Consider the following 25,638-nt stretch of genomic DNA (forward strand, 5'->3'; position numbering starts at 1 on the left):
CCCGGGGCGCACCGCTAGAGCGACGGACGGTTCGAACCGAAAGGCGCCGAGAGCGCCGGGAGAGCTCGACAATCTCCTGGCGCTCCCGGCGCCCTGACGGTTTCTATGCTCGAACCGAACGGTGCTCCATCTTGCGCCGAACCTTCCCCCTGGGCGCGCGCCGCGAGCGAGCGCCCCGTCATCACGGAGCAGACAGGCATGAGCGGCCATTCGAAGTGGGCCACCATCAAGCGCAAGAAGGGCGCGCTCGACGCGAAGCGCGGCAAGCTCTTCACGAAGCTCATCAAGGAGATCACCGTCGCCTCGCGCATGGGCGGCGGAGACCCGAACGGCAACCCGCGCCTCCGCAAGGCGATCAACGACGCCAAGGGCCAGGCGATGCCCGCCGACACGATCAAGCGCGCCATCCAGCGCGGCACGGGCGAGATCGAGGGCGCGAACTACGAGGAGATCCTCTACGAAGGGACAGGGCCCGGCGGCACGCTGTTCCTCTGCGAGGCGATGACCGACAACCGGAACCGCACCGTCGCCGAGATCCGGAAGATCTTCGAGAAGAACAACGGGCAGCTCGGCGCCGGCGGCTCCGCGCAGTGGGCCTTCGAGAGGAAGGGGATCATCCTCCTCGCGAAGGACGCGGCGACGGAGGATCAGCTGATGGACACCGCCGTGGGCGCGGGCGCCGACGACTACAGCGACCAGGGAGAGGAGTGGCAGGTGCTCTCCAGCGTCGACGTGATGGACACCGTCGTGAAGGCCCTCGAGGACGCGAAGATCGCGGTGAAGTCGAACTCCGCGGGCTACGTCCCCAAGAACAAGAAAGAGGTCGCGGGCCGCGACGCCGAGGTCTGCCTGAACCTCGTCGACTCGCTCGACGACCACGACGACGTGCAGAACGTCTACGCCGACTTCGACGTCCCCGACGAGGAGCTCGCGAAGCTCGAGGGCTGATCCCGCGGCAGGCGCGAGCCCGTCACGGCCGCCAGATCGGGAAGCTCACGATCGCCCACGAGAAGAACGCGTGGGCGAAGACCGCCGGCGCCAGGCGCCCGGTCCGGTGCACAACGCGACCCCACACGATCGAGCAGCCGAAGCCCGCCGCGACGAGCAGCGGGTTCGGCCCGGCCACCGGATCACCGAGCAGGAAGAGCGTGGGGGCGTGCGCGGCGGCGAACAGCGCGCTCGACAGCAGCCACGCGGCGCCCCGGCCGAGCGGCCCCTCCAGGGCGCGCAGGACGAGCCCGCGCCAGACGATCTCCTCCAGCGCGGCGATGACGAAGACGAGCGCGCCGACGAACACGCGCGCGTCGGCCGAGGGGTCGCCGAGCTGGAGGTACAGGCGAAGGACCCACGCCTCGCGCGGCGAGCCCCGCGGGGCGAGCAGCAGCTGCACCGCCATGGCGAGCCCGTAGAGCCCCGCCGCGACCAGCGCGCCGCGCGCGAGATCGCCGGACAGGGGGCGGAGCGCGGCGCGGAGCTCGCCGCGCCGGCGGAGCCACATCACGGTGATCGCCGCGAGGACGGCGTAGAGCGCGCCGAGCGCCGCGAGCATGGCAGGCGCGCCCGCGCGACCAGGATCGAACGCGAACGAGACGGCGAGCGCGACACAGGCGGTGACGGACGCGGCGATGAGCGCGGCCTCGCGGCGCGATGAGCGCGGCGGCTCGCGCGGATCGATCGCCCGCGGATCGCGCGACGAGGCCGGGGCGGTCGAGCCAGAGGCAGCCGGAGGAGCCGCGGCGGAAGGGGCCGCGGCGCGGTCTTCGCCCGGGCTCATCGCGCGCTCGCCTGACCCGTCCGACTCGTCCGACACAATTGCAACACCCGGTCGAGGATGCGGTCCGCGAGCGCCGGCTTGGGCAACACGCCGAGCGCGTCGGCGGCGTCGCGGGTCACGATCGTGGCGCGGTTGTCGTCCCGGCCGAACGAGTCCGCCGCGTGGTTGGCGACGATCATGTCGACGCGCTTGCTGGCGAGCTTGTGCCGCGCATAGGCGATGACCCCCTCGTCCGTGGCGGTCTCGACCGCGAACCCGACGAGCACCGGCGAGCGCGCTCCGCCGGCGCCGGCAGCGTCCGCTGGCCCGCCGCGCGCCGCGCCGATCTCCGCGAGCAAATCAGGGTTCGGCACGAGCGGGAGCGACGCGAGGTCGGGCGTCCGCTTCAGCTTGGTCGCGTGCTGCTCGGCCGGGCGGTAGTCGGACACGGCGGCCGTCATGATGAGCGCGTCGGCGCCGCGCAGGTCCTCGCCGAGCGCCTGCCAGAGCGCGCCGCGCATCGAGAGCGCGCCGCGCACGTCGACCCGGCGCGCGCCCGGCGGCGTGGAGAGCGACACGGGGCCGGCGATGAGCGTGACCTGCGCGCCCCGCGCCGCGGCCCGCTCCGCCACGGCGAAGCCCATCTTGCCGGTCGAGCGGTTGCCGAGGAAGCGCACGGGATCGAGGTCCTCGAGCGTGGGACCCGCCGTGACGACGACGCGGAGGCCCGCGAGGTCGCGCGGGGCGAGCCGCGAGAACGCCGCGGCCGCGATCGCCGCCGGCTCGGCCATGCGCCCGAGGCCGCGCTCGCCCGAGGCGACCTCGCCGAAGACCGGGCCGACGAGCTGCACGCGCCCGTCGGCCTCGAGCGTGGCGACGTTCCGCGCCGTCGCGGGGTGAGCCCACATGCGGGGGTGCATCGCCGGCGCGGCGAGCACCGGCCCCCGCGCGCACAGGGCGAGCGCCGTCACGAGGTCGTCGGCGCGCCCCGCGGCGAGGCGGGCGATCACGTCGGCGGTCGCGGGCGCGAGCAGCACGAGATCGGCCTCGGCGGCGAGCGCGACGTGCAGCTCGCCCGCGAAGCCGGGATCCCACATGGTGTCGCGCACCGGCTCGCCGCAGAGCCCGCTCAGCGTCATGGGCCCGAGGAACTGCTGCGCCGCGCGCGTCATGATCGGGAGCACGCGCGCGCCGCCCTGGATCAACAGCCGGGCCACCTCGGCGGCCTTGTACGCGGCGATGCTGCCCGAGACGGCGAGCGCGACGGTCGGCCGCGCGCCTTCGGGGGCTTGGCCAGCGGGCGGCGGGGCGGAGACCTCGGGGCGAGGTGCGGGAGATGACGGCGTTCGGCCAGACATGGCGCAGGTGCCAGCGTGGGTCGTGGGGTCGGTCCGGCGTCCACCGTGGCACGAAAATCGCCAATCGTACACCGTACACCGTACACGGCCACGACGCGGTACCCGCTGCGCCGCGGGCGGAGGATCCGGGGCCGCGCCGCGGGCAGAGAGCTCGTGCAGGCGCGCACGCGCGTACCACCGCGCGCGCGCCGACACGCGCGCCGACACGCGCGCCGACACGCCCCAACGCGCCCGCGCAGCAAGAAACCCGGCTGATTTTTGGGGCGTGGCAGTGGCATCACCCGCCAGGAGCGCGTAATGGGATGAGCTCCCTCAGAGGAACACGACAACGATGGCAAGCACCGTCCTCACCGGCATCAAGCCCACCGGAACGCCGCACCTCGGCAACTTCGTCGGGGCGATCAAGCCGGCGCTCGCGCTCGCAGGGACCGCGTCGAACGCGCTCTACTTCGTCGCGGACTATCACGCGCTCAACGTCATCCACGACGCGCAGAAGCTCCGGAGCCTGGTCCACGAGGTCGCCGCGACGTGGCTCGCGCTCGGCCTCGATCCCGAGAAGGTCATCTTCTACAGGCAATCCGACGTTCCGGAGATCTTCGAGCTCAGCTGGATCCTCTCGTGCTTCACGGCGAAGGGGCTCATGAACCGCGCCCACGCCTACAAGGCCGCTGTCGCCAAGAACATGGAGTCCCGGGCCGGGGCGTCGAGCGCCGCGGGCGCCGAGGACAGCGACGACCTCGACGCCGGGATCAACATGGGCCTCTACGGCTATCCGGTGCTGATGGCGGCCGACATCCTCCTGTTCAAGACGAATGTCGTGCCGGTGGGCAAGGACCAGGTCCAGCACATCGAGATCGCCCGCGATATCGCGCAGCGCTTCAACGCGATCTACGGCCCGACCCTCGTCCTGCCCGAGGCGCGCATCAGCGCGGAGACGGCGGTGATCCCGGGCCTCGACGGCCGCAAGATGAGCAAGAGCTACGACAACACCATCGCGCTCTTCCTGCCGCCGGAGAAGCTGCGCAAGACGATCTTCAAGTACAAGACGGACTCGTCGCCCCCGAGCGAGCCGAAGGATCCGAACACCTCGCCGCTCTTCCACCTCTACCGGGAGTTCGCCACGCCCGAAGAGGCGGAGGCGCTCCGCGGCCGCTACCAGAGCGGCATCGGCTGGGGCGAGGCGAAAGAGGCCGTGTTCGAGGTCCTGAACCGCGCGCTCGAGGAGCCGCGGCGCCGCTTCGCCGATCTCATGGCCGACCCGGCCCGCGTCGACGCCCTGCTCTCGGAAGGCGCCCAGCGCGCGCGGGCGCTCGCGGGCCCGACGCTCCACGAGGTGCGCCGGGCGATCGGCGCTCGCTGAAGGCCGCGGCGGCGGAGGACGAGCGGAGCTCGCCGAGGCCAGCGCGCGGCGAGCGCCGCCGAGCAGCCGCCGCCGGCGTCGTTCGAGGCCGCCCGCTCAGCCGCCGTCGCTCGTCGTCGTCTTCTTCTTCTGGTTCTGGTTCTGGTTCTGGTTCTGGCGTCGCTTCTTGCCCTTGCCGCTCTTCGCCTCGTCCCCCGCGGGGTCCCGCTGGCCACGGGCTTCCGGCGCCGCCGCGCCCGGGGAGTGCGCGACGGTGATCCCCTCTGCGGGCGGCGCGTCCTCGCCGCGCGCGCGGCCGCCTTCCCCTTCGGCGCGCTCCTCCCCCTTCGCGCGGAACGTGCCGAACCCCGCGCGCTCGGTCCAGCCGCGCTCGCCCGTGAGCCCGGGCTCGCGGCTCTCGACGGTGCCGCCGCCCGGCTCCGGGCCTGTCACGCCTGGCGTGCGGACGTCCGGCCCCTGCGTCACGACGAGGTACTCGTCCGCCACGTACTCGGGGTGATTGTCGTCGGCCGTCTTGGCCTCGGGGTCGCGCGGGCCGCTCCCGACATGGACGATCTGCGCGGTCGGCGGGTAGCTGTCGCTCCACTTCTCCCGCACGGCGTAGGCGCCGTCGCGGACGACCCGCGAGCTCGTCGTCTTGAAGCCGGGGATGCCGCGCTGAGAGAGCGCCCGCTTCCCTTCGGGCAGCTTCGGCGTCGGGCGCTCCAGCTCCTCGAACGGGACGACCTCGTCGATGCGACGGAAGTACGTGACCGTGAGCTTGCGCGAGGGCCCGAGGATCTCGGCGCGCACGACGCCGCCGGCCACCGTCTCGTGGAGCACGATCGGGAAGTCGAACGGGTTCCTGAAGCGGTAGTTGATCGTCGGGTAGACGACGGTCGCGTCGAGGCCGAGCTTGATGTAGTAGCTCGGGCGGGAGTGCGGGTAGCGCTCGACGATCTCGAGCCCCGCGAAGAACGCGGCGCCGTGGAGCGTGCCCGAGATCTGGCAGGTCCCGCCGCCGAGCCCGTCGACGAGCTCTCCCTGCGCGATGACCGGAGCGACGCGGTACCCGTGCGCCTCGTCGCGCGGGCCGACCGTCTCGTTGAAGTCGAAGATCTCGCCCGGCATGACGACCACGCCGTCGAGCTTGGACGCGGCGAGCCTGAGGTTGTACGTCCTCTCCTTGGACTTCGCGCCGGTCGCGTAGCGCGTCTCGAAGTAGCCGAGCACCTGATCGAACTTGACGTTGCCGAGCTGCTCGGCGACGAGCTTCGGCGCGATCGTCTCGACGCTGGCCTGCGCGGTGTCCTCGCCCGCCCGGAGGGCGGCGTCGATGCGCGCGAGCGTGCCGTAGACGTCCAGCCGATACCCGATCTTCTCGGGCTTGAGCTGCTTCGCCTCGAGGTCGACGTACGCGTCGACCGCGGGCGCGTCGAGCTCGACCTTCAGGTCGAGCAGCTTGCTGATCGCCCGCTCGGAGTCGAGGAGGAGCGGGATCGGGATGTCGAGCGGCGCGTCCTCGTCGCGCTTGTCGCCACCGCCGGCCCGCTCGTGCGCGCGGCGGAGCGCGCTCTCGGGGCGGAGCGCCTCGCGCACGAACTCGGCGAGGCGGACCCGGTTGATCTCGACGCCGAGATCGTTGCGGCGGAGCGCGCGCGCGGAGCCGTCGGGGAGCACGATCCGGATCTCCCCGGTGGCGTAGCGGCGCACGAGGTCGAGCGCGTTCGCCACCACGTCGCCGCCCGTCGGCACCGGCACCTGCGCCACACGGAGGACCGGCGGGGGCCTGGGGCCGTCGTCCGGCGGGGGCGGCAGCACGAGGTAGGTGATGGCCAGGCCGCTCGTGACGAAGATCGCCACCAGCGCGGCGAACCGCCAGAGCTCCGGCGAGCGGCGAAGATCCATGCGAGGGCGGCCATCTTGAAAAGCGTTGCCCGAACCGTCAAGCGAACGCGGGCGCGCGGCGCGGCTACGGTGCGGCCCGCGTCACATCGGAGCCGCCGCGCGGCGCCTTCGACGCGGCGCGCGCCGCCCTGAGGAGCGGCTCCTTGATCGAGCCCGCCCCGGGCACGAGCAGAGAGCCCCGCTGCCGCGCCGGGCCGCCGTGCGGCGAGGAGCGCAGGAGGAGCGCGCCCGCGAGCACCACGAGGACCACGAGGCCGACGGTCGCGGGGACGAGCCAGCGCCGCGCGCGGCCCTCGTCGGACGTCGGCGGCGTCTGCGGCGCCGGCCGAGCGCCCTGCGGTGGGCCGGCGCCGCGCTCCGCGCCCGCGCGCCCGGGCTGAGCGGCGGCTTGCGGCGAGCTCTGCTGTGACTGCGGATAGTCGGAGTCGAGCGCGCGCTCGCGCGCGATCTGCATGGCCTCCTGGATCGCGGCGCGCCGCCGCTCGCCGCGCGGGCCGAGCATCTGCTGCATCAGCGCGCCGAGCTCATCCGAGGTGGCGATGGGCGTCGCTGGCGACAGCTGCTCGATGGACTGGCGCAGCTCGGCCATCGTGGCGAAGCGCTCGTCCCTCGGCTTCGCGAGCATCCTCATGATGATGCGCCCGACGTCCTCCGGGAGCGACGGGACGAGGGTGCGCGGCGGCTCGGCTGCAGCCTTGTCGCAGATGCGGCGCACCGTCGCAGGATCGTTCTCGGCGTGGAAGGGGTGCTTGCCCGTCACGAGCTGATAGAAGACGATCCCGAGCGTGAACACGTCGGTGCGCCGATCGATGGGCTCGCTGCCCGCCTGCTCCGGCGACATGTACGCGTACTTGCCCTTCACCTGGCCGACCTGGGTTCGCTGCAGGTTCGAGGCGGCCTTGGCGACGCCGAAGTCGAGGATCTTCACCGACCCGTCGTATCCGACCAGGATGTTTTGCGGCGAGACGTCGCGGTGGACGAGGCCAACGGGCTTGCCGTCGCCGCCGCGCAGCTCGTGCGCGGCGTGCAGGCCGAGGGCCGCCTCGGCCACGATGCGGAGCGCGAAGGGGAGCGGCAGGCCGCCGCGCGCCTTGCTCTCGCGGAGAACCAGGTTGAGCGGCTCGCCGTCGATGAGCTCCATCACCTGGTAGAGGACGCCGTCCTCCTCACCCACATCGATGGTCTCCGCGACGTTCGGGTGATGGATCTGCGAGACCAGGGTGGCCTCGTCGAGGAACATCGCCTCGAAGTCGGGATCGTCGCTCAGCTCGGCGCGCAGCAGCTTGACGGCGACGATCCTGGGGAGCTGGCCGCCCGTTCGAGCGGCCCACACCGAGGCCATGCCCCCGAGCGCGATGGGGACGAGGAGCTCATAGCGACCGAGCGTGTGGCCAGCGCGTACTTCTCCCATGGTGCTCACGTGCCGCGTAACCCCGGAGCGAGGCAGCGCCCGCCGGGAATCGAGCCCGCCGAGCGCGGCCCGCCGCGGCCCGCCCGCTACGTCGGGTCCGCAAGAAGCGCTCGGTGTGCCAGGTGGTGCTCTTGATCGAAAAATGACCGCGTGCGCCCGGAATGCGACCGGGCGCCTGGTGTTCGGATCGTCGCAGAGAACGCCTTGGCGCTCAACCCGGAACGCCGTTCAGGTCGCAGCGTGATCTTTCACCGATCCATCGCGGAACGGGCCGGTCGCGCTCAGCGCGTGAGCCCCCGTGCCTTGGAGAGATCGCCGGTGTCCTCGGCCGGCGCGTCGTGCTGCGAGGACTCGGGAGACGGGATGACCTTGCGCAGCGCTGACAGGTGTCGCTTGGTGACCCCTGTCACCGCCAGGATCTGAGCGTCGGTCGCGCGACGCACTCCTTCCATGGAACCGAGCTCCCGGAGGAGCGCCGTCCTCACCGCGCCGCCAAGCCCGGGGATGTCCTCGATCTCGGACCGGAGGCGCCGCGCCTTGCCGAGCCGCTTGCGTGCGTGGTTTGCGAAGCGGTGCGCCTCGTCGCGCGCGCGCGCCAGGAAGAAGAGGGCGGAGCTCGTGGATCGGAGCGGGATACCGTTCTTCTGGCCAGGCAGGTAGACGCGGTCGACGAGCTTCTCTCCGGTCTGCGTCTCCCGCTCCTTCGCCAGACCGACGATCGGGAGGCCGTGCAGGCCGAGATCGCGCGCCGCCGACAGCGCCACCTGAAGCTGGCCGCGCCCACCATCGACGACGAACAGATCCGGAAGATCCCACTCACCTCCGCCGGCCTCGGCGCGCTTCGACACATCACCCCCCGCGCCGGCGCTCTCTCGCTCCGCGGCCGCGGACACCGGCGTCCCTTCCGTCTCCGGCGGAGCGTCGCTCGCTGTTGCCGAGCCGATCTCCTCATCAGCCAGGTCGCCCTCCGTCGCATCACTCTCGAGCGCGCCGCTCTCCGCCGGATCGCTCTCCATCATGTCGCTCTCGGTGACGCCCTCCATCACGTCGCTCTCGGGCGCGCCTTCGGCGCCGAGCGCGGCCTCGCTGTCTGCGGTGGACGCGGGGCTCGCCTGCCGGGCGGCCTTTCCGCGGCGGAAGCGCCGTGAGAGCACCTCGTACATCGCGGCGTAGTCGTCGCCGTCGGCCACGCTCTTCACGTTGAAGCTGCGGTAGCGCTTCTTGTCCGGCTGACCATCGAGGAGCGCCACGATCGATCCCACCGTGTCGCCGCCGCCGAGATGCGAGATGTCGCAGCACTCGATGCGACGCGGGAGCGTCGGGAGACGAAGGCGCTCCCTGATCTCCTCGAGCCGGGCCTCGAGATCGTCGGAGCTCCGCTGCTTCTCCCGGAACGCGTGAGCCGCGTTCTCGCTCGCCATCTTGAGCAGATCGACGCGGGGCCCGCGCTGAGGCACGAAGAGCGCCACCTTGCGGCCGCGCCGATCGCCGAGCCACTCCGCGACGCCCTCCGCGCCGTCGGGCAACACCGGCACGAGGACCTCATCGGGGATCGTGGTGGACGCGACGCCATAGTACTCGTTCAAGAAGCCGCCGAGCACCTCGTCGTCCGGCAGCTCCATGTTGCGGAGCGAGAAGGACAGCGTGTCTGTCACGCGCCCCCTCCGCACCAAGATCACTTCGACCTCCACGAGCGTCCCCTCGCGGTAGATGCCCACCACGTCTTGATCGACGTCCTTCACGTAGACGACGCGCTGGGCCTCGCGCACGGCCTCGACCGCCCGGAGCTGATCGCGGTAGATGGCGGCGCGCTCGAACTCGAGCTCCCGCGACGCGTCCCGCATTCGCGTGGTGAGCTCCCCCGTGAGCTCGTCGTGGCGCCCTTCGAGGAAGAGCGCGACCGAGCGGACCATCTCCGTATAGAGCTCCCGGTCGACATCCATCACGCAGGGCGCGAGGCAACGCTTGATCTGGTACTGCAGGCAGGGGCGCCGGCGCGACGCCATCTCGGTATCGGAGCAGGTGCGGAGCTGGAAGTGCTTGTTGACCAGGTGGAGCGTCCGCCGCGCGCTCGTCGCCGAGTGGTAGGGCCCGAAATAGCGCGCCTTGTCCGGGGCGGGACGGCGGACCGTCTCGAGCATCGGCCACGCCTTCTGCGTGTCGAGCTTGAGGCAAAGGAAGTCCTTGTCGTCACGCAGCTTGACGTTGAACCGCGGCTTGTGCTGCTTGACGAGCTCGTTCTCCAGTACGGCCGCCTCCTTCTCGGTGGCGGTCACCACCGTCTCCAGATCGGCCACGATCTTCCGGAGTATCGGGATGAAGTACCTGGCGTCGCTCCCGCTCTCCTGAAAGTAGCTGCGGACGCGCGAGCGCAGGCTCTTCGCCTTGCCGACGTAGACGACGGCGCCGGCCTTGTCGATGAACAGATAGCAGCCCGGCGTCGTCGGGAGCGACGCGAGCTTGGCGGCGAGGAGGGCTTCGGGATCCTGCTTGGCGCTCGGGTTGACCACGGCCGGAACGATCTAGAAGTCGCGCGCGCCGGCAGCAAGCGCCGCGATCACGGCTGCTCCCGTGGAGAGCGGCCGACGCGGCCCGCGCCGGTTCTCCTTTACATCTAGAAAAACGCCGTCATGAGACGCGGCGCCGCTCGCCTCGGCGCGACGGGGCAGAACGCCCAGGTCGAGATGTCGGGCGGCGAGCGCCCTGATCACGAGAGCCGCGCAGCGCGCGCGAGCGCCCTGATCACGAGAGCCGGGCGCGCCGCGCGTCGACGCGCGGCTCTCGTGAGGCCACCCGATCACGGTGCGCCGCCGTCAGCGTCGCGCGATCGCCCGTGTACGAGGCGGCGCTGGCGACTGCGGTGATGGCGCGCCGCGCCCACGTCGACGCGAGACACGCCCTCGAGCAGGCAGTAGGCTCGACGGCAGGATCTTCGCGGGAGGAGGTCTCGGGTGTCGAGCGCTCCTGCTTCGTGGCCTGGCGGACGACGGCGTCTTCGCCTCGGTCGCAATCCGGCGCGACTCCCGGTCGCTCCATCGCGCCCAGTCCGTCTGGAGCTTCCTGGCCTTGAGAGAGGTCGCCCGCTGGAGAGCGAGGTTGCCCGTACCGGCCATCGGTGCCCGCTTGTCCCCGCCGTAGCTGCGCTTCGGGCTCTCCCCGCAAGCCACTTTCAGCCCGCCGGGCGCCACGGTGGCGAGCGTCTGGGAAGCATCTGGCAGGAATCAGGGAGGAACCTGGGAGGAAGCTCGGAGCAAGCTCGGAGGGCCGATGGGAGGACCGATGCCCGGTCGGAGCTCCATCGTTACCGCGCACCCTCTAATCAGGTTGCCTGAACCCGAAAGGACTTGTATGGTCGTAACACCACCAGCGACTGCCCGTTCGATACCCGGGTCCTGGGGCCAGAAGGCATCGGCGAACTGAGCCTGCGGCGCCACCGGCCCCGTGTCTGGTTCCCGTTCGCTGCCGTCCAGGTGCGCCGCCGCGCCTGGTGTCGGGCGGCCCCCGAGGTGGGAGTGCGCGTCGAACAGCCGAGGAGTGACGAACTGTCCACCAGCGTCCATCACCGCCGCCCCGCTCGGGGGATCGATGTCGCCCTCGGCGGCGACGGTGAGCTTTGCCCCCTCGCACGGGGGCGAGCCGCGGGCGAGCGTCACCCTGGTGCCCAGCACGAGTGTCACCCCCTGAATCAGGATGAGCGGCTGAGCAGGAGCGGCGGCCTCGTGGCCTCCCGCAGGGCGACTTCCGGCTTGCCGGGGCGGCCGTCGGAGCTCGGGCACGGCGAGCGGTTTGGGGGACTCGGCCGGAGGCTGGGCAGCTCCAGCACAGCCGCAAAAAGACGCAGCCAGACCGGAGGCGACATGGCCTGGGGGCTGCAACGTGGGTGGGAGCAACCGCGTCGGGCCGCCGCGCCGATCAGCCAGGGGGATGTCCTGGCAGGTGGGTGGGGTAGCCCTCATGACGTCGACACCGCCGGAGGGCGGCTCGGCGGCCGACACGTTGCGGTCGATCGCGGAGAGCGGCTCGGTCGGGAGACGAGAGCTCGGGCATACGGTTACGCCGCCGGAGCAGGGTGGAGTGCAGAAGTGAAAGGCTGCCGCTCCAGCTCACCGGGGTCGCCTGGAACGGCGACCTCGGCCATGACACCTTTCCTCGTCGCGGGCGCTCCACCCGGGGGGTCGGGCTCCTCCACGGTCCCTCGGTCAGGCGCCCGCTTCGGCCGCTGCGCGGTGGGGCGCGTGTGTCCGGAGCACAGGAAAGCAGATCTTCATGGGAATGTCGCTGGCTCCCCTCGGTTACGGGGCTGCCCACGGCACGCGCGCCGCGGCATCCAAAGCGGGAGCGCGGTGCAGAGAGGAGCACGGCGCTGTCCATCGCACCCTCTTGGGTTGGGGCGGAGCCTGGCTTCGCGGCGCGACGTCGCGCGACGTCGGCAGGGAGACGAGGTGGCTGGAGTCCGGCTCGACCGGTCGCCCCCAGCACCCGATGACCGACGGGGAGGTGGCGAGCGCGGGTTCTTGACGCGCGTTGAGGGGAGAGGGGGACACCTCTCGAATTATTTTCAAGCAAGGTGCTGTTCAGCAGTTGACAACTCTAGCTATTCATGGGACGCGAGATCCAATGAACAACGTCGAAACCGAGATCAAAAGCCACGTTGATGCATTCGTCTCTCAGCTGAGCGGACTTGTCCGCAAAGCGGCTCTCGAGGCCGTCGCCAACGCCCTGCGAGGCGAGGGCCAGCCGGCCGCTGCGGCCGCCGCGCCGCGCAAGGCGGGTCGGGCCAAGGCCGCTCCCCAGCAGCCTGCGGAGGTCAAGAAGGCGGTCGGTCGCCCCGCTCGCGCTGCGAAGCCCACCCGCAAGAAGGGCGAGAAGCGCTCGAAGGAAGAGCTCGCCGCCATGACGCAGAAGGTCCTGGAGCACATCCGGAGCAACAGCGGCCAGGGCGTCGAGCAGATCGCCAAGGATCTGGGCACCACCACGAAGGAGCTGACCCTCCCGATTCGGAAGCTGCTCGTCGAGAAGAAGATCACGTCGAAAGGAGAGAAGCGGGCTACCAAGTACTTTTCCCGCTGAAGCCGGCATCGACGCTCTCCAGAGGGGTCGGGCCAGACCGACCGAGGTCGACGTCCCGCCTTCCCGCAAGCCCAGCAGGGGAAATCGCGGCGAGCCGGGAGCTGTCCCGGCAGGCGCGGAGACGTCGCACCTCGGCGCGGAGCAAGCTCCGCAGGCGTACACGCCGCTGGATGCCCCTCAGGAAGTCCCGCCAAGCCATGTCGTCTCCTCGTAGGACGACCCGTAGGACGACGGCGAAATCCGCGCGTGAGGCGCGTCAACTGCCGCCCGACCGCTGCTGAGCGGAGCCGCCTTGTGACACGACGCAGGCGGCGCCGCTCCGCGATCGCGTCTGTGCACACATGTCCGCTCTGGTGCCCAGGACGCCGGGTTACCGAGCCGCCATGCCCGTGCTCTTGTCGACGTCGGATCGGGAGAGACCACCACGTCATGACCCCCTGAGCCCCAACATATCGTGGGGCATCATCGAAGGACCACCACATCTAGTTTCGTGCATCCGCGATCGCCTCGGGTCTCTGTCACGCGGCGCTGACGCGGCCTCGAAACGGACGCTGGGGCGTGAGCCGGGGCGGAGCTCCAAGGACACGAAAGGGAGGGTCACCGGCGCGACGCGGCGCAGGAGTCCGGTCATCCGGGGCCGGACTCCCGCCGGGCGGTGCTCGCTGCGTGGAGCCGTGAGCGTGGCCGGAACTGCCGACATGGCAGAGCACGATCGGCGCCGCGCAAGCCTCGTTGCTGTGAACGCCCGACCCGCTCCGCCCATCCGGCGCCCTTCTCGACGATGACGCGGCGCCCTCGGAGCCGCGCTGGACCTGGCCGGCCCGGAGCTCAACGCACCTTCACGGACACCTGGACAGGACGCCCCAGGCGGATATCGCGGGCTTGCAACGTGGGCGAGCCTGACGCCTGGCAAGGGGGAGCCACCGGAGGCCTATCGACCTCTGGCGAACAGGAAGGGACATGGGCAGCAGGGCTCCTTCGCCAGGCCCATGGGACAAGCATGGTCTGTGCCATCAGGGCAATCGCTCCACCCGATAGCGCGGCTCGTCCACCGAAAGGAGCCGCGAGAGCGACGCCTCAACCTGCTGGACAGGTTCTAACCATCCGCGGTGTTCGAGCAACTGGGCGATGCACAAGAGGCCGCACGCCGGACCGGACACCCCGGCAACGACCGCTGACGCTGGGGGCACGGTGACGGCGGCGGGAGATGAGAGCTCGCGGGGAAGGGCGACTCGGGCTCAGCGCTGGGCTCGGCTCCCGACGATGAGGACATTCGAGAAGGGCGTTTTCCCCCAGGCGGGCACCGTCTCGCAGGAGAAGCCGAGCTGCTCGAGGAGCGCCGCGATCTCTCGGGCGGGACGGAAGCGCACACGCTCGCCCCGGTTGAATCGAAGCGCGGTGAAGACACGCTCCTCAAGGAGCGTGATCGAGCTCCTCAAGCCGCGCTCGGTGTCCGCCTCGCGGACGAGCAGGCGCCCGCCCGGACGAACCGCGGCCGCCGCGCGCCGCAGGATCGCGTCCTGCTCTTCCACGCGGAAGTAGTGGAGCAGGTCGATGAGCAGCACGGTGTCCGCAGTTCCGAGCTCGGCCTCGCGCGCATCTGCGCACCAGAACTCGGCGTCCAGCGGAGGGCGGGCGTGGGCCGCGCGCTGCGGGCCGGGCGGGCCGGACGACTCGGACGAGCGCGGGAGAGATGCGCCGGAGCCCTCGCCGGCCGCGCGCCGGGCGTCCTCTATCTTGGCTCGGTCCCAGTCGAACCCACGCGTGCGCTCGGCCCTCCCCAGCTCGAGCAGGAGAATCGGCAGCTGGCCAGCCCCGGTCCCGATATCGAGGACCTCCCCGAGCGCGCCGGGGCGGTCGCCTGCGATGTCGGCAATCAACCGGGCGATGGGGTCGCCGAGCAGCTTGAAGCGGACATAGTGAAAGCGGGTACGCTGCGCCGGCGTGGCGCCCTCAGGCGGGCTGTACCTCCCGGCGACGCGCTCGACCGCGTGGACCCAGGGCGGCGCATCGCCGGGGAGCCGATACGGCTCCATCCTGCTGCTCTGCTGCGAGGGAGCGCGGCGCCGCTTCAGCGTGACGAGGACGAAGATCAAGCCGCCGCCGAGCGCCGCGAGCGCGAGCCCGACCACCGGGGCGCCGAGGAACATGTACTCGGGGAAGTCCGAAAGCGCTTGCGCCCAGCTCATCTTTTCGTAGAGGCGCAGCCAGCGACCCGTGCGGAGGTACGCTCCGACCTGGACCTCGGCCGTGAGGAGCGCTGGCGCGAACAAGGGGTTGGAGATGTTCGCAGCGACCCAGGCAATCGCTGCATCCAGACGGAACCACAGGCAGAGGAGGAGCACGAGCGGCGTGTGGCAGCCGAAGATCGGCTGCGACCCGATGAACAGGCCGATCGCGACCGCCACGGCGGTCCGGCCGGCGGACAGCTCGCTGCCACGGAGCTCACGCCACGCGCGGCGCGCCTCCTCTCGGAGGAGAGAGTATTTCGCCAACGTTCAGGGTTTGCTTTCCCGTGCAGCACGATCCGTCTCACCCGCTGCATCGGCCGTCGTCTTGGAGAGGATGTCGCTCACGGTCGTGGGTGTCGCCTCGTCGAGCGCGTCCCACGTACCGCCCGCCGCCGGCTCGCCTGACACGGCGCCCGCAGCGCGTTTGCTCCGCTGCGCCTCCAGCGTGCGAAGGTACATCTTCGCCGTCCTGCTCTCGGGATCGATGGCGAGCGCCTCGCGCCACTCGGCGCTCGCCTGATCGGGCGCGCCGAGGGAGAGCAGCGCGACCCCGAGCAGCACGCGCGCTGGCGCGTACTTCGGGTTCGCGTCGCGCGCGGCCGCGTAATGCTCGCGAGCGAGCGCCAGATTCCCGGCGTCGCGGTACATCGTCCCGAGGCGCAGCTGAAGATCCACGAACGTCGGACACAGCGCCACAGCCCGCGTGAGCTCGGCGATCGCTTCCTGCGCGCAACCGGCGTCGGCATAGGCCTGCGCGAGATCGGCGTGCATGTTGGCGATCTTGCCGCGCGCGAACGGGTCGAGGACGCCGCCTCCCCCCTCGCCGCGGCGGATGCGAGAGTAGACATGCCGCGCGGCCTCGTATTTGCCGAGGTCGTTGTAGGTGACGGCGAGGTTCAGCAGCGCTTCCGTGTAGTGCTCGTTGAGCTGCACCGCGCGCTCGAAGTGGGCCTCGGCCGCGAGGAAATCACCGCGTTCGTGGAGAATGACGCCGAGCATGTTGTAGACGTCCGCGAAGCGGTCGGTCTTCTCGATGATCTGCCGCAGGGCGTGCTCCGCGAGATCGTACTCGCGCCGCTCGTAGTGCTCCCTGCCGAGAACCAGGAGTTGCTTCAGCCGGTCGTCCATCAGGCCCGTCAGCTTACGCGACCGGCGTACGATGGGATCTGCCTTCCGCGCAACCCTTGCGTCGGCCAGGGAGTCGCGCGGTTGCAACCCCGTCGATGCCTTGGTACGCACGTCGGCGTGCCGAGTGCAGTACCCCAGAACCCGCTCGAGGCCTCCGGAGCGCCGGACGCCGAGGACCGCGCCCGGGGGCGGAGCGGAGAGGCCGGCAGCGCGGCGGAGCCTGGCGCCGCTGTCCCGCAAGACGGGCCGCGCGTGGAGCCCGGCGCTGCTGTCCCGCAGGACGCCCGGCGCGCGGAGATCGTGCGCGCCGGCGCGGCCGAGGACGTCGCGGACGACGCGCTCGACGCCCCCAGCAGACCGCCCTCGCCGCCGCTGACCGCGCCGCTGCAGGGCGGCCGCCGGGGCGAGGGCGCTCCGGCTGCTCCCTGGTCGCGCAGCAGCGAGCTGCGCGCGCGCGCGGCGTCGACGTGGCCGCCGCAGCTCCCTCCTCCTTCTTCTCGCGGGCGCGCATCGGCGCCCTGGTCGCGCGGCAGCGATCCGCGCGTGCAGCCCCTGCGATCGCCGTCGCTCATGGACGGCGGTCCCCACGCGGGCCCCGGTTCGACGGACGGTCCGCGGCTTCCTCCCGGCCTCAGCCGGCCCCCTCCAGGACCGCACCTGTCGCCGCGCATGACCGCGGTCTTCGGCGGCATCTTCGGCCTCGCGACGCTCACCTCGCTCATCGCGCTGCTGATCCAGGGCGTCCCGGTGCGCGACGAGCGCGCGCTGGTCGCGGCGAGCCCGGCGGCCTCGGCAGCAGGTACGGACGGGGCCGCCAGGCCGTCCTCCGCGCCCGAGGTGAAGACCAAGCAGCGCACCCCGCTGCCCGGCCCATGGCGGATCTCCGAGCTCGGGAAGGATCCTTCCATGCTCCTGGTGAGCGACGTGATGGATCGCCGGTCGTTCATCACGGCCCTCGACGAGAAGGGCGTACCGAAGGCGCAGATCTACCGGATCATGAAGGCCTTCGACGGGCTGCGGAAGTTCGACAAGTGCGGCCGCAAGGACCGGTTCACGGTCGCGATGGATCGCTCCACGCGCCGCGTCCGCGCCTTCGAATACGAGGTCTCGACGAGCGAGATCTACCAGGCGAGGGACGACGCGGCCGGGCTGCTCAAGGGCGCCGCGCTCGACATGAAGATCGCCGAGGAGGAGGTCGTCGCCTCCTTCTACGTGGGGAAGGATCTCGCCAACGCGATCCGGGCGGGGGGCCTGGAGCCCGGCGTGCTCGACGCGATCGACGACGCGCTGAACGGGCGCCTCTCGACGGAGAGCTTCGAGGAGGGGAGCACGGTCCGGCTGATCGCCGTCGAAGAGACGGCGCTCGGGATGTTCTCCCGGTACAAGAAGGTCATCGCGCTCGAGTACCGGCCCGCGGATCCCGCGGAGAAGCCGGTGCGCATCTACGATTTCAAGGGGCAAGAGGCCCGCGGCACGTTCGATGAGCGCGGCCGGCAGCCGCACGCCGGCGGCTGGCGCGCGCCGGTCCCGGGCGCGCCCGTGACGTCGAAGTTCAACCCGCAGCGGATGCACCCGGTGCTGAAGAAGAAGATGCCCCACAACGGGACGGACTTCGGCGCGCCGATGGGAACGCCGGTGTACTCGGCGTATCGCGGCGTTGTCGACTGGGTCGGCCCGGCGGGTCCGAGCGGCAACCTGGTCACGGTGACGCACGCGAACGGGGTCACCACCGGCTATGCGCACCTGTCGAGGTATGCCCCCGGCATCAAGGCCGGCATGAAGGTGGGTACCCATCAGCTCGTCGGCTACGTCGGGTCGACGGGCCGCTCGACGGGCCCTCACCTTCACTTCAGCGCCAAGAGGGACGGCAAGTACTTCGATGCCGAGACCCTCCAGCTCGATGGAGAGCGCGTGATGCCCGCCATCGATCGCGCGGCGTTCGCCGCGGCAAAGGAAGCGCTCGACAAGCGGCTCGACGCCATCCCGCTGCCCGAGCCGCCGCCCGAACCGGCGAAGCCGGAGGCGGCAGAGCCTCCCTCGCCGCCGCTCGCGGCCACCGGCAGCGAGGCCTCGGCCGCCGCGGCGCCGGACGTCGGACCGAGCGGACCGAACGAACAAGAAGCGCAGCCGCCGGAAGGCGCCGGGGACGACGAGGGCGAGCTCATCGAAGGCGCCGATCTCAAGAGCCCACCGGAAGCGATGTGACGCCGAGCGGGCCGAGAGGTCCGCTCGATGAAACCAGAGGACGCCGAGCGGGCCGAGAGGTCCGCTCGATGAGAGCAGACGCCGAGGGACGAGCTGTCCCGTCCTCGACGCCTTCGCGGCGTCGGGCAGACAAAACGCACCGAGGACGCGGAGGGGGAAACCCTCGCGTCCTCGATGTCCTTGCCGTGCCGTCCATCCCGATGGGCGGCGGCCCAGGCGTGCTACCGCTTCGAGTACTGGAAGCGCTTGCGAGCGCCGGGCTGGCCGTACTTCTTGCGCTCCTTCTTGCGCGCGTCGCGCGTGAGGAAGCCCGCGCGCTTGAGCGACGGCCTGCGCTCCGGATCGAGCTCGCAGAGGGCGCGCGCGATGCCGTGCCGCATCGCCTCGGCCTGCGCGCTGTGGCCGCCACCGACCACGGTCGCGCTCACGTCGAACTGATCGAGCAGCTCGAGCAGCTCGAGCGATTGACGCATCACCATGCGCGAGGTCTCGCGGACGAAATAATCGTCAGCGGGCCTCTGGTTCACCTTGATGTTGCCGGTGCCCGGCGAGAGGAAGACACGCGCAACGGCGGTCTTACGCTTACCAGTGGCGTACGTTCTCGTTTCCGTCATGGCTTTGCTCAGCTGTAGCTAAGGGGCTGCGGCTTCTGCGCCGCGTGGGGGTGATCGGGACCGGCGTAGACCTTGAGCTTGGTGAGGAGCTCGCGCCCGAGCACGTTCTTCGGGAGCATGCCCTTCACGGCCTTCTGGATCGGGAGCTCCGGCTTGCGCTCGAGCAGGTGACCGTACGACTCGGAACGGAAGCCGCCCGGCTCGCCGCTGTGCCGCACGTAGTTCTTCTGCTGGAGCTTGCGGCCCGTCAGAAGGACCTTCTTGGCGTTCACGACGATCACGAAGTCGCCGGTGTCGACGTGCGGCGTGAACGTGGGCTTGTTCTTGCCGCGGAGCACCGTGGCGATGCGGCTGGCAAGGCGGCCGAGGGGCTTGCCTTCCGCGTCGATCACCCACCACGTACGCTCGTTGCGGGCCTCCGCAGGCTTGGCGGAAAAGGACTTGGGCTGAGGATTCATTGGGCGAAAAACTCCGGAAGGGCGCCTGCCAAAAAGGGGCGCCACTTCTACAAGGCGGCCCTTCGCCTGTCAAGCGTCTCAGGCTTCTGCGGGGGGCATCGTCGTCGTCGGGCGAGGGTTGGTCAAGCGGGGTTTGTCGACAAGCCGTCGGTTCCGCCGGTTCCGCCGGTCACGTCCGTCCCGCCGCGCACCGCTGGTTTGTCTCGGGCTCCCAGATTTCTCTTATTTGCCCGATATCCAGCCCGCTAAGGCGTTGAACCAGGCAGCGCCTTGGCCGCATCGACGGCGAACGAACCCAAAGCTCCCCCTCGAACGCCGCGCCAGGCAACACTGCGGCGAGCGGACGCGGCGGTCGAGCGACCGGCCGATCCGCCTCATCGCTCATCGTTCACGTCACATCGCTCGCCGGCGTCCTGCTGGCTCGCTTGAAGGAGCTCATCACGGCAAGGAATCGACGACGGTTCAGCTCAGCGGAGAGGGCGGGATTCGAACCCGCGGTACGTTGCCGTACACACGATTTCCAGTCGTGCACCTTCGACCACTCGGTCACCTCTCCCGATACAACTTCAACGCGTCCGCTTCTGCCGGACCGGCGCCGCTCGAGAGAGAGCGGGCGGTCAGAGCCCACCTGCTTCAACGGGGGCAAGCAGCCAAGCGTAGCGGAGAGAGCGGGATTCGAACCCGCGGTACCCTTGCGGGTACACCTGATTTCGAATCAGGCACCTTCGGCCTCTCGGTCACCTCTCCGCCGGCGAACATGGCAAAGCGGGGCCGGCTGGTCAAGCATCTCCTGACCACCGACCGGTCCGGAGGTGCGCTTTCGGCGCCGAGACCCCCGCCAGCAGCCCGGAGCGCGCTCCCGGGCTGCGCTCGTCGTCCGGCCAGCGGCGCTCTGGCGCTGCAGGATCCGCGGCGCCGCACCCGCGGGCGCGGCCCTACCCCGCCCCGCGCGGCGCCTGCCCTCCGCGAGCGGCTGGCGGCGTCGGAGCGGCGCCCTCGGACGCAGGCTCGCGATCGCCGTCGGAGAAGGCCTCGGCCCCGAGCGCGGCGCGCGCCGCGGGCGTGCCTGCGCGCGGGAGCCGGATGACGAAGCGCGCGCCGCCGAGCGGGGACTCGAGCACGTCGATGGTGCCGCCGTGATCGACGACGATCTTCTTCACGATGCTCAGGCCGAGCCCCGTGCCGTCGTACCGCGTCGTGACGTACGGATCGAACACCGAGTCCCGCACGGCGGGATCGATGCCCGGGCCGTCGTCGTCGATCGCGATGAGGTGGCTCTGCCCCTCGCTCCGCGCGGAGACGCGAACGCTGCCCCACACGGCGGCGCCCGGGCGCTCTCGGGCCCCTCCGCCGGGCGCCGCTCGCTGCGCGTCGCGCAGCGCCTGCGCCGCGTTGCGCACGATGTTGCCGAGGGCGCGCCGGAGCATCTCGCGATCGAGCGCGGCCGGCATCGGGACATCCGGCACGTCGAACTCGAGATCGACGCGCCCGAGCAGCGCCTCGTCCGAGGCGTGCTCGCGCCCCGCCTCCTCGACCGCGGCGAAGCGCTCGCCCTGCTCGCGCAGGAACTCCGCGAGATCCGAGGGCTCGAGCTCCGCCCGCGGGAGCCGCGCGAAATTGGAGAACTCGCCGACGAGGCGGCGCAGCGTGCCGACCTCCTCCTCGACGACCTCCAGCGTCGTCTGGAGCAGGCGCTGGTACGCCGGGTCGCTGCCCGCATAGCGCCGGTGGCACTCCTCGACGGCGAGCTGGATCGGGGTCAGCGGGTTCTTGATCTCGTGCGCGAGGTGCCGCGCCATCTTCTGCCACTCGCCCATGCGCTTGAGGAACTCGATCCGCGCGCGGCTGCCCTCGAGCTCCTCGAGCATGCGGTCGAAGGCGCGGCCGAGATCGGCGACCTCGTCGTCGCCCTGCAGCCCCACGCGCACCGAGAGGTCGCCCTCCGCGACAGGCCGGGTCGCCGCGGCGAGCCGCGCGATGCGGTCGACCACGGGGCGCGCCACGAGCACGCCGGCGAGGATCGCGAGGAGGATCGTCGCGCCGAGCAGGGCGGCGAAGGCGTCGCCGTAGCTCTCGTCGAGGTACTCCTTCCGGTGCTCCCGCTCGAGGGCGTGGTACGCCTGCGCGAACGCCTGCGCCGCGTCGAGCTCGTCGAAGCGCGCGCTCGGCGCGGCGAACGTCGCGACGAGGGTCCGCGCGTCGCCGTCGCAGCCGCCGTCGCCCGGCGCTGGCTCGCCGGGCTCGGCGGCGTGGCCGGGCGCGCGCGCGATCGCCTTCCGGACCGTGAGCGTCTTCTCGTGCGCCGGATCCACCGGGCGGCCGCGCTCGCGCGCCCCGACGAGATCGCCGCCGCAGCGCTCGACGCGGAGGGAGACCAGCGCGGGGTGAGCCGCGATGATGCGCGCGAGCTCGGCGTCGAGGCGCTGCGCGCCGCCGGCGAAGGCGGCCTCGCGCAGCGGGTCCGCCGCGACGATCGCGTCGGCCTCGGAGCGCATGCCCTGCTTGATGGCGGCGGCCAGCTCGGCGTACACGCCGAGCGCCCTGTCCAGGTGGACGCCGAACTCGGGCTGGAACGCCGTCGCCGACACCCGCGCGATCACCGTCCGGGCGACCACGATGCTGGCGACGAGCGGGATCAGGGCGGTCACGAGGATGGCCGCGACGACCCGCCGCTCCGTCCTGCCGGGGATGCGCATGCGCGCAGCATAGCCGCGGCCCCGCGCGGGCGCGGCGCGGGGGCGCCGGCGCTGAAGAAGGAGGGGCGCGCACCGCAGAGGAGCGCTGCGCGCGGCAGAGGAGGCCGCTCGCCGCGGCGGGGATGCCGCGCCGCGAGGGAGACGTTGCTCGTTACTCGACGGTGACCGTCTTCGCGAGGTTGCGCGGCTGATCGACGTCGTTGCCCTTCAGGTTGGCGACGTAATAGGCGATGAGCTGGAGCGGGAGCACGGTAAGGAGCGGCCCGACCTCGTCCGGCACCTTGGGGATCCAGACGTGGTGCTGAGCGATCTCGAGGATCGACTCGTCGCCCTTCGTGGCGATCGCGACGACCTGTCCCTCGCGCGCCCGGACCTCCTGCAGGTTGGAGAACGTCTTGTCGTAGTGCGCGTCGCGCGGGCAGACGACGATGACGGGGAGCGCCTCGTCGATGAGGGCGATCGGCCCGTGCTTCATCTCGCCGGCCGCGTAGCCCTCGGCGTGCGCGTACGAGATCTCCTTCAGCTTGAGCGCGCCCTCGAGCGCGATGGGGAAGCCGAGGCCGCGCCCGAGGAACAGGACGTCCTTCGCGTGGACGAGGCGCTTCGCGATCGCGTGCACGTAGTCGGCGTCGCCGAGCACCTCACGCATGTGGCTCGGGATCTCCCAGAGGGCCTGGAGGATCTCGCGCCCGCGCTCCGCCGGCAGCGAGTCGCGGCGGCGGCCGAGGTAGACGGCGAGCAGGAGCAGCGCGGCGAGCTGCGTGGTGAAGGCCTTGGTCGAGGCGACGCCGATCTCGGGGCCCGCGTGCGTGTAGAGCGCGCCGTCGGAGAGGCGCGGGATCGCGCTGTCGAGCACGTTGCAGAGCGCCAGCACCTTGGCGCCCTGCGCCTTCGCCGCCTTGAGCGCCGCGATCGTGTCGGCGGTCTCGCCCGACTGGCTGATGGCGATCACGAGATCGTCGGGGAAGAAGATCGGCTCGCGGTAGCGGACCTCGCTCGCGAGCTCGACGACCGTGGGGACCCTGGCGAGCTGCTCGATCCAGTAGCGGCCGGCGATGCCGGCGTGGTGGCTCGTGCCGCACGCGACGATGTAGACCCGGCGCAGCTCCTTCGCGAACTCGGGCGTGACCCCCATCTCGGTCGCGTGCACGTCGCCGGCGGCGAGATCGATCCTGCCGCGCAGCGTGGCCTCGACGACGTCGGGCTGCTCGTGGATCTCCTTCAGCATGAAGTGCTTGTAGCCGCCGCGCTCCGCCTGGACGGGGCTCCAGTCGATGCGCTTCACGCGCCGCTCGACCTTCTCGCCGCCGGCCACGGTCTCGATGCGGACGCCGCTCGCGCGCAGCTCGACGATGTCGCCGTCCTCGAGGAAGATCATGTCGCGGGTGTGCGCGAGCAGCGCGGGGATGTCGCTGCCGCACAGCATCTCGTTCTCGCCAGCGCCGACGACGAGCGGCGAGCCGTACCGGGCGGCGACGATGACGTCGGGCTCGTCGCGCGAGAGGACCGCGATCGCGTAGGCGCCGTGGACCTGCCGGAGCGCGCCGCGCACGGCCTCGAAGAGCGACTTCGCGCCCTTCTGGAGCTCGCGGTGGACGAGGTGAGCGACGATCTCGGTGTCCGTGTCGGAGAGGAACTTGACCCCCTGGCTCTCCAGCTGCTGCCGGACGGCCACGTGGTTCTCGATGATGCCGTTGTGCACGACGGCCACCGGGCCCGCGGAGTGCGGGTGGGCGTTCACCTCGCTCGGGCGGCCGTGCGTCGCCCACCGCGTGTGGCCGATGCCGGTCGTACCGTCGAGGGTCCGCTTCTCGAGCGCCTCGCTGAGCTTGATCAGCTTGCCGAGCGTCCGGACGATCTCGATGCCCTTGCCGTCATGAATGGCGATGCCGGCCGAGTCGTAGCCTCGATACTCGAGCTTCCGTAGCCCTTCGACGATGATCGGCGCCGCCTTTTTTGACCCAACGTATCCGACGATCCCGCACATGCTCGCCTCGTTCAGGTAGTGCCCGCGCGCGCCTACGCGTGCGGCGGAAAATGGAACGTTACTCCTGGCACCGGGAGCTGACAGAGAAAATCGAGCCCCCTGACGGTGAACGCCGCGTCGGTCGCGTTGGCCGCGTGGATCGCGCGAAGGTCACAGCCAGGACGAATGCTATCAACGCCGTGATCGAGGCGACCCCAAACGTGAGGGTGCCGCCCCCGCGCTTGTAGAGCTCACCCCACACGAGCATCCCGACGACGGATCCAGCGCCAGCGCTGGCAGTGAAGAGCCCTTGCGCCGTGGCGAGGATCTGAGGCGGGGAGCGATCCCGCGTGTAGGCGAGCGAGGCGACCCACATCATGCCGAACGAGACCGCGTGGAGCGGCTGGATCGCCAGCAGGGCGGGCCAGAAGCGCACATACGAGAGCAGCGCCCAGCGGAGCGAGGCGCCCGCGAAGGCGAACGCGAGCACCGTGGGCGGAGCGAACCGCTTGAGCAAGGGGCCGGAGAACGCCATGAGCGCGATCTCGCCGGCGACGCCGACGGCCCACGCGACCCCCACCAGCGACTCGGGGAAACCGATGTCGCGCAGGTGCAGCGTGTAACAGAGATCGTACGAAGAGGTGGCGCTCTGGGCCAGGAACGACGCCGCGAGGAACAGGCGGAAATCGTGGCTCTGGAGGAGGGCACGGGCGCGCTGCCGCACGGAGCCTCCGGCGGCAGGAGAGCGCGCAGCGCCGGCGGCGCCTTCGTTGGCCGGAGCGCGCGCGGCGCCGGCGGCGTCGGCCGCTCCGTCGCGCGCGCCGGACCGACGGAAGGGCGCCTCGCCGCGCGCCGGGAGGGCCCACGAGATGGCGAACGCGATCAGCAGGGAGGCAGCGATCGTGGCGGGGAACGCGGCCGGCCGCGCCGGATCGACGAGGGCTCCGCTGGCGATCGCCATCAACGCGAAGCTGATCGAGCCCCAGAGCCTGAGCCGGCCGTAGGCGATGCCGGAGCTCGCCGACGCCTCCACCGCGACGACGTCGGCCATCGTGAACATCGGCGATCGAAAGAAAGCGAACGCGAGCGCCGCGACGAAGAGGCCGGCGAAGCCGAGCGACACGCCGAGCGCCGACGACAGCGCGAGCAGCGCGAACACGACGAAGGCGCCGGCGCAGGCCGCCCGGATCAGCCACACCCGCACGCCGAGCGAGTCGGCGATCAAGCCGAACACCGGCGGCGCGACGAGGCCCATCGCCGGGAGCGTCGCCGCGATCGCCCCCATCGCGAGCCCCTGCATCCCCCGCGCCTCCAGCCAGCTCGGGAACAGCGGAAGGTACACGCCGAGGACGGCGAAGATACCGAAGTAGTAAAGCGAGATCGCCCGCGGCGACGGCCTGTGCTCTGAAGGGATGGAAGGAGGCATCGGCTGTGAGCGGCCCGCCCCGAGCGCGAGGGGCGTTCAGCGTGCCGCTCTCTGACGCCCGCCAGGCAAAGGAGC

17 protein-coding genes and 2 tRNA genes are annotated in these 25,638 nt (G+C 71.2%); 5 read left to right on the forward strand and 14 right to left on the reverse strand.

The genetic code is table 11. The features are described 5' to 3' along the window. Nucleotides 1-198: 198 nt before the first annotated feature. Complete coding sequence (locus WMF22_RS39960) at nt 199-948, forward strand: YebC/PmpR family DNA-binding transcriptional regulator (RefSeq protein ID WP_437295193.1); 750 nt, start codon at nt 199-201, stop codon at nt 946-948. Between the two features lie 22 nt (nt 949-970). On the opposite strand, the gene WMF22_RS39965 is transcribed toward WMF22_RS39960, so the two are convergent. Continuing rightward, complete coding sequence (locus WMF22_RS39965) at nt 971-1,774, reverse strand: CPBP family intramembrane glutamic endopeptidase (RefSeq protein ID WP_437295194.1); 804 nt, start codon at nt 1,772-1,774, stop codon at nt 971-973. After that, nucleotides 1,771-3,111 (reverse strand): bifunctional phosphopantothenoylcysteine decarboxylase/phosphopantothenate--cysteine ligase CoaBC, encoded by a 1,341-nt coding sequence (coaBC, locus tag WMF22_RS39970; RefSeq protein ID WP_438033132.1) that lies wholly within the window; start codon nt 3,109-3,111, stop codon nt 1,771-1,773. The genes WMF22_RS39965 and coaBC overlap by 4 nt, the downstream gene beginning before the upstream one ends. 331 nt (nt 3,112-3,442) lie before the next feature. Here coaBC and WMF22_RS39975 point away from each other — a divergent pair, with 331 nt between their 5' ends. Beyond that, nucleotides 3,443-4,471: a tryptophan--tRNA ligase gene (locus WMF22_RS39975; RefSeq protein WP_437295196.1), complete on the forward strand. Its 1,029-nt coding sequence runs from the start codon at nt 3,443-3,445 to the stop codon at nt 4,469-4,471. 96 nt (nt 4,472-4,567) lie between these two features. On the opposite strand, the gene WMF22_RS39980 is transcribed toward WMF22_RS39975, so the two are convergent. The 3 genes from WMF22_RS39980 to uvrC all read right to left on the reverse strand — a co-directional run bounded on the left by WMF22_RS39980 (nt 4,568) and on the right by uvrC (nt 10,279). Beyond that, nucleotides 4,568-6,358, reverse strand: a complete 1,791-nt coding sequence (locus WMF22_RS39980) for a VanW family protein (RefSeq protein ID WP_438033133.1) — start codon at nt 6,356-6,358, stop codon at nt 4,568-4,570. A 64-nt stretch (nt 6,359-6,422) separates the two neighbouring features. Beyond that, nucleotides 6,423-7,769: a protein kinase domain-containing protein gene (locus tag WMF22_RS39985; RefSeq protein WP_438033134.1), complete on the reverse strand. Its 1,347-nt coding sequence runs from the start codon at nt 7,767-7,769 to the stop codon at nt 6,423-6,425. Between the two features lie 281 nt (nt 7,770-8,050). Further along, complete coding sequence (gene uvrC / locus WMF22_RS39990; RefSeq protein ID WP_437295199.1) at nt 8,051-10,279, reverse strand: excinuclease ABC subunit UvrC; 2,229 nt, start codon at nt 10,277-10,279, stop codon at nt 8,051-8,053. Nucleotides 10,280-11,723: 1,444 nt separating this feature from the next. Between uvrC and WMF22_RS39995 the strand changes: the two genes are divergently transcribed. Next, complete coding sequence (locus tag WMF22_RS39995) at nt 11,724-11,855, forward strand: hypothetical protein (RefSeq protein WP_437295200.1); 132 nt, start codon at nt 11,724-11,726, stop codon at nt 11,853-11,855. A 531-nt stretch (nt 11,856-12,386) separates the two neighbouring features. Further along, on the forward strand, nt 12,387-12,839 hold the full coding sequence (locus tag WMF22_RS40000; protein WP_012240008.1) for a hypothetical protein: 453 nt from the start codon (nt 12,387-12,389) through the stop codon (nt 12,837-12,839). 1,238 nt (nt 12,840-14,077) lie between these two features. Here the strand turns inward: WMF22_RS40000 and WMF22_RS40005 are convergent. Continuing rightward, nucleotides 14,078-15,334: a DUF2062 domain-containing protein gene (locus WMF22_RS40005; protein WP_438033135.1), complete on the reverse strand. Its 1,257-nt coding sequence runs from the start codon at nt 15,332-15,334 to the stop codon at nt 14,078-14,080. Between the two features lie 3 nt (nt 15,335-15,337). Further along, on the reverse strand, nt 15,338-16,198 hold the full coding sequence (locus WMF22_RS40010) for a tetratricopeptide repeat protein (protein ID WP_437295202.1): 861 nt from the start codon (nt 16,196-16,198) through the stop codon (nt 15,338-15,340). Nucleotides 16,199-16,315: 117 nt separating this feature from the next. Between WMF22_RS40010 and WMF22_RS40015 the strand changes: the two genes are divergently transcribed. Then, nucleotides 16,316-18,403, forward strand: a complete 2,088-nt coding sequence (locus WMF22_RS40015; RefSeq protein WP_438033136.1) for a peptidoglycan DD-metalloendopeptidase family protein — start codon at nt 16,316-16,318, stop codon at nt 18,401-18,403. A 221-nt stretch (nt 18,404-18,624) separates the two neighbouring features. On the opposite strand, the gene rpsI is transcribed toward WMF22_RS40015, so the two are convergent. The 7 genes from rpsI to WMF22_RS40050 form a co-directional block, all read right to left on the reverse strand. Then, nucleotides 18,625-19,017 carry a 30S ribosomal protein S9 gene (gene rpsI / locus WMF22_RS40020; RefSeq protein WP_012240012.1) on the reverse strand — a complete coding sequence of 131 codons (393 nt, stop codon included), beginning with the start codon at nt 19,015-19,017 and terminating at the stop codon, nt 18,625-18,627. Between the two features lie 8 nt (nt 19,018-19,025). Then, a complete protein-coding gene (rplM, locus tag WMF22_RS40025; RefSeq protein ID WP_012240013.1) occupies nt 19,026-19,475 on the reverse strand; it encodes a 50S ribosomal protein L13 in 450 nt (149 codons plus the stop codon). A 471-nt stretch (nt 19,476-19,946) separates the two neighbouring features. After that, nucleotides 19,947-20,031 (reverse strand) — tRNA-Ser (locus WMF22_RS40030). Between the two features lie 104 nt (nt 20,032-20,135). Continuing rightward, nucleotides 20,136-20,222: transfer RNA gene (locus tag WMF22_RS40035), tRNA-Ser, on the reverse strand. A 188-nt stretch (nt 20,223-20,410) separates the two neighbouring features. After that, on the reverse strand, nt 20,411-22,171 hold the full coding sequence (locus WMF22_RS40040) for an ATP-binding protein (RefSeq protein WP_438033137.1): 1,761 nt from the start codon (nt 22,169-22,171) through the stop codon (nt 20,411-20,413). A 151-nt stretch (nt 22,172-22,322) separates the two neighbouring features. Next, nucleotides 22,323-24,158: a glutamine--fructose-6-phosphate transaminase (isomerizing) gene (gene glmS, locus WMF22_RS40045; protein ID WP_437295205.1), complete on the reverse strand. Its 1,836-nt coding sequence runs from the start codon at nt 24,156-24,158 to the stop codon at nt 22,323-22,325. 58 nt (nt 24,159-24,216) lie between these two features. Next, complete coding sequence (locus WMF22_RS40050) at nt 24,217-25,563, reverse strand: MFS transporter (protein WP_438033138.1); 1,347 nt, start codon at nt 25,561-25,563, stop codon at nt 24,217-24,219. Nucleotides 25,564-25,638 lie beyond the last annotated feature (75 nt).

Origin of the sequence: Sorangium sp. So ce204 (genome assembly GCF_051526795.1) — a bacterium.
GTDB lineage: Bacteria > Myxococcota_A > Polyangia > Polyangiales > Polyangiaceae > Sorangium > Sorangium cellulosum_B.

Bases quoted from the DNA above. Each gene is read 5' to 3' on its own strand.
- WMF22_RS39960 (WP_437295193.1), top strand. From the start codon at position 199: ATGAGCGGCCATTCGAAGTGGGCCACCATCAAGCGCAAGAAGGGCGCG.
- WMF22_RS39965 (WP_437295194.1), bottom strand. From the start codon at position 1,774: ATGAGCCCGGGCGAAGACCGCGCCGCGGCCCCTTCCGCCGCGGCTCCT.
- coaBC (WP_438033132.1), bottom strand. From the start codon at position 3,111: ATGTCTGGCCGAACGCCGTCATCTCCCGCACCTCGCCCCGAGGTCTCC.
- WMF22_RS39975 (WP_437295196.1), top strand. From the start codon at position 3,443: ATGGCAAGCACCGTCCTCACCGGCATCAAGCCCACCGGAACGCCGCAC.
- WMF22_RS39980 (WP_438033133.1), bottom strand. From the start codon at position 6,358: ATGGATCTTCGCCGCTCGCCGGAGCTCTGGCGGTTCGCCGCGCTGGTG.
- WMF22_RS39985 (WP_438033134.1), bottom strand. From the start codon at position 7,769: ATGGGAGAAGTACGCGCTGGCCACACGCTCGGTCGCTATGAGCTCCTC.
- WMF22_RS39995 (WP_437295200.1), top strand. From the start codon at position 11,724: ATGACGTCGACACCGCCGGAGGGCGGCTCGGCGGCCGACACGTTGCGG.
- WMF22_RS40000 (WP_012240008.1), top strand. From the start codon at position 12,387: ATGAACAACGTCGAAACCGAGATCAAAAGCCACGTTGATGCATTCGTC.
- WMF22_RS40010 (WP_437295202.1), bottom strand. From the start codon at position 16,198: ATGGACGACCGGCTGAAGCAACTCCTGGTTCTCGGCAGGGAGCACTAC.
- rpsI (WP_012240012.1), bottom strand. From the start codon at position 19,017: ATGACGGAAACGAGAACGTACGCCACTGGTAAGCGTAAGACCGCCGTT.
- rplM (WP_012240013.1), bottom strand. From the start codon at position 19,475: ATGAATCCTCAGCCCAAGTCCTTTTCCGCCAAGCCTGCGGAGGCCCGC.
- WMF22_RS40040 (WP_438033137.1), bottom strand. From the start codon at position 22,171: ATGCGCATCCCCGGCAGGACGGAGCGGCGGGTCGTCGCGGCCATCCTC.
- glmS (WP_437295205.1), bottom strand. From the start codon at position 24,158: ATGTGCGGGATCGTCGGATACGTTGGGTCAAAAAAGGCGGCGCCGATC.
- WMF22_RS40050 (WP_438033138.1), bottom strand. From the start codon at position 25,563: ATGCCTCCTTCCATCCCTTCAGAGCACAGGCCGTCGCCGCGGGCGATC.